Origin of the sequence: Halomonas campaniensis, from assembly GCF_014193375.1 — a bacterium.
Classification (GTDB): domain Bacteria; phylum Pseudomonadota; class Gammaproteobacteria; order Pseudomonadales; family Halomonadaceae; genus Halomonas; species Halomonas campaniensis.
In genome coordinates this window covers 1-2,370 of the sequence record NZ_JACHZF010000063.1, presented here as the reverse complement: position 1 = coordinate 2,370, position 2,370 = coordinate 1, and the positions used below count along the sequence as shown (strand labels likewise).

At 65.9% G+C, this 2,370-nt stretch carries 3 protein-coding genes; all 3 read right to left on the bottom strand.

Features of this window, described 5'->3' with window-relative positions; genetic code table 11:
* Positions 1-168: 168 nt before the first annotated feature.
* The gene (locus BDK63_RS18200) at positions 169-1,227 is read right to left on the bottom strand and encodes a TRAP transporter substrate-binding protein (protein WP_183334551.1); all 1,059 of its coding nucleotides are present in this window, start codon (positions 1,225-1,227) and stop codon (positions 169-171) included.
* Positions 1,228-1,635: 408 nt separating this feature from the next.
* Entirely contained in the window at positions 1,636-2,136 is a 501-nt protein-coding gene (locus tag BDK63_RS18195; RefSeq protein WP_183334553.1) for a MarR family winged helix-turn-helix transcriptional regulator, read from the bottom strand.
* Positions 2,137-2,178: 42 nt separating this feature from the next.
* The coding region (locus tag BDK63_RS18190; protein WP_183334549.1) for a TRAP transporter large permease subunit at positions 2,179-2,370 on the bottom strand (192 nt) is incomplete at its 5' end.

Sequence of the window (2,370 nt, the reverse complement as noted above, 5' to 3'; positions counted from 1 at the left end):
CGGCCGGTCACGTCTGCCGTGGTCAGCAGCATCATGCCGAAGAGGGTGGCACCGGCCACCCCCTCCAGCGTCAGCTGCAGGACCCGGCCGACACGCGCGGCACGGGTCGTCGGGGAATGCATGGTCGGTCGCCCTCCATGTGGCGACAGAATGTGGCGACGAGGGGACTTACTTGTAGTCGTCGGGCACCAGGTCACCCACGCTCTCTTCCTCGGCGGCAGCGGCGAGCTGCTCGCGGAAGAACTCGATGGCGGCCATGGCATCGACGTCGCGGCTTGCGGAGACCGACTCGGCCCACGCCTCGATCATGTCGTCACTGATCCCGCGCAGGGTCTCGAGGTCGTCGTCGCCGAGCTCGGTGAAGGTGTGACCCTGCTCCTCGGCGAAGGCGACGCCGCGCACGTCGGAGACGTCCATCATGTAGCCGAACAGGCGCGACAGACGCTCGCCGGAGACGGCCTCGACCGCCTCACGATCCTCTGCCGACATCTGGTCCCAGATCATCGGGTTGACCACGATGGTGAAGCTGCCGCGATAGAAGCCGCCATCCACCTTGAGGGTGTAGGGGAAGATCTCGGCAACGCGGAAGCTGCGCAGCCCCTCGGGCACCAGCATGGCGCCGTCGATGACCCCCTGGGAGCCCGCCTCGTAGACGCCGGTGGGCGGCAGGGCCACGCCGGTCAGTTCCAGGGCGTTGGAGAGGTCGCCCATCACGCCGCCGCCGACGCGGATGCGCTTGCCCTTCATGTCGTCGAGGGTCTCGTACTGCTCGCTGCTGAAGATCCAGCCCGGGCCGTGCACGCCGGCCGCCACCACATCGACGCCGCGGTGCTCGCCGGCCTGCGCCAGGTGCTCCAGGTGGGTGCGCCAGTAGGCGGCGGAGGCGTTCTCGGAGGAGAAGTCCTCGAAGGTGGGGAATTCGGGAAGCTTGGTCAGCTCGAAGCGGCCGGTGTTGTAGCCGTGGAAGACCCAGGTGGCATCGGCGATGCCGTCGGCCACCATCTCCATCTGGGAGGCGGGCGGCCCCATGTCGTGTACCACCTCGACGGTCACGCGGCCCTCGGTGGCCTCCTCGATCCAGGATTTCCAGGTCGGCCAGACCATGGTGTTGATGCCGTGGTTGGGGCCGGCCCAGGTGCTGACCGTGATGGTGGTCTGGGCCAGGGCGGACGTGCTCATGATGGCGGCTGTCAGGGTGCCGAGCATCAGGCCTGTTGTCTTGTTCATTGTTCAGTTCCTCCGTCGTCGCGGGCGGCTGGCGGTATCGTCGGGTGGCAGGGAGCGGTTTCCGGGGCGATCAATGCGATACATTAATCTTCTTGTACTCGCTTATCCAGGAAACACGTTCGGACATACAATGCCCTTGCCACACCCATGAACGCAACGCCATCACGACCAATAGCTAATACAACTTAAGTCGCATCCGAATAAAGAATATATAAATCAATGGATTATTGATGGCACGTGGAGTATGGGCAGGCGACGAGACTGCACACGCCTCCCGTGACAGAAGACATATTGCGTTACGCTACATAGCCTGCAAACAAAGAACCGGCAACATGTTCCCTCCGGCCGTTCGGGCAACGGCCGCGAGGAGCGTCGCCAGGAAGGCCCCGGCAGGGAGAGGAAGGCGCCTCAGCCGATACGCTCGAGCTGGCGCTCGAGCTTGCGCATCACGTTGAGCAGGTCGCGGTACTCACCGGCACTCAGGGTGGCCACCAGCTCGGCCTCCCAGGCCTGGGCCTCGGGTACCAGCTCGGCCAGCAGCGCCTGTCCCGCCGCGGTGAGGTGCAGGTCGTGCTGCCGCTGGTCCCGCGGGGAGGGGGTGCGGGAGATCAGGCCGCGCTCCTCCAGGGCCTGGATCGCCCGCGAGACCCGCGCCTTGTCCATGTTGGTGTAGGCGCAGACCTTCTTCGCCGTCAGGTCGTCGCAGTGGCTGAGCCAGGCCAGCACCCGCCACTGGGCCACGTTGAGCTGGTAGCGCTCGGCATAGAGCTCGGCCAGGGACTGGCTGATCTGGTCCGCCAGGCGGTTGAGCCGATAGGGCAGGAACTGGTTGAGGTCCAGCTCCGCCCGGGGGGCCGACACCGCTCCCTCACCGCCCGGATGCCTGGCATCGAGCCCGGATTCCTCCATATTCATCGCAATTCTCCTCGGCGGCCTTCCCTCGGGCGGCCCTCAATAGAGTAGCTGGGGCAGGAACAGCACGATCGCCGGGAACACCAGCACCAGCAGCGCCCGTATCGTACCGGCCACCCAGAACGGCGTCACGCCGCGGAAGATCGTCCCCGTGGAAACGTCCGGCAGCACCGCCCGCAGCACGAAGACGTTCATCCCCACCGGCGGCGTGATCAGGCTGATCTCGATCAC